Genomic DNA, 849 nt, shown 5'->3' with positions numbered 1-849 from the left:
CGCGAGCCGGGCGTTCGCCTCGCGCAGCGCCTCCAGCTGCGAGCGCGTGAGGGCCTGCTCCTGGCGCAGCGCCTCCGCCATGCGCCGCAGCTCGCGCTGGATGCGCGACAGGAACGGCCCGCCCTGCCCGGAGAGCGGCACGTCCAGCTGCAGCCGGCCCAGCTGCTCCACGGACTTCTCCATGGCGCGCAGCGGGCGCCCCACCGCCAGGTACAGCACGCCGTAGGCCAGGACCGTCAGCACCAGCAGGTCCAGCCCCAGCGCCAGCGGCAGGAAGGCGCGGATCCGCGCCAGGCCCTCCATGTCCAGCGACCCCGGCAGCGCCAGCCGCGCGCGGTGTCCAGGAGGCGGATCAACACCGGCTGCAGCGTCAGCCACGACAGGCCCGTGGACAGCGACCCCAGCAGGAACGCCACGCTGGCGATGCGCCACTTCATCCCGGCACCGGCCCGAGCCCCCTCACCGCGTCCCCCCGAGCATCAGCGCCACCTCCACCGGCAGCACGCGCATCAGCCACGGCCCCAGCAGCATCACCTCCAGCCCCGCCAGCGCCAGCCACGGGCCGAAGGGGATGTTGGTGGGACCGGGGACCCACTCCTCCTCCTCCCCCGCCTCGTCCAGCTCCGCGTCCGGGATGGGCTGGAAGAGCAGGCACCAGGGGACGAGCACCGCCCGCTTCCACAGGGGCAGGCCGGGCTTCGTGAAGTCCCACGTCATCGTGGGCTCGGGCGCCTCTTCCTCCGCCGGGGCCTCCGGAGCCGGGGTGAGGGCCGCGTCGGCCTCCGGGCCCTGGGGCGGATGCGGATGCGGAGGCGCCGCGCCGCCGGCCACGGCCTCCTCCGGCGGCGG

General features: G+C 75.6%; 2 pseudogenes. Both read right to left on the bottom strand.

From position 1 onward, the window contains the following. Window positions 1–378: pseudogene (locus tag ACLEQD_RS44540) on the bottom strand (hypothetical protein); the annotation flags it as partial. Between the two features lie 81 nt (window positions 379–459). Next, window positions 460–849: pseudogene (locus ACLEQD_RS44535) on the bottom strand (hypothetical protein); the annotation flags it as partial.

The sequence above is a fragment of the Corallococcus sp. 4LFB genome (assembly GCF_046520365.1).
Classification (GTDB): domain Bacteria; phylum Myxococcota; class Myxococcia; order Myxococcales; family Myxococcaceae; genus Corallococcus; species Corallococcus caeni.
This window is presented reverse-complemented; position numbering and strand designations above follow the sequence as displayed.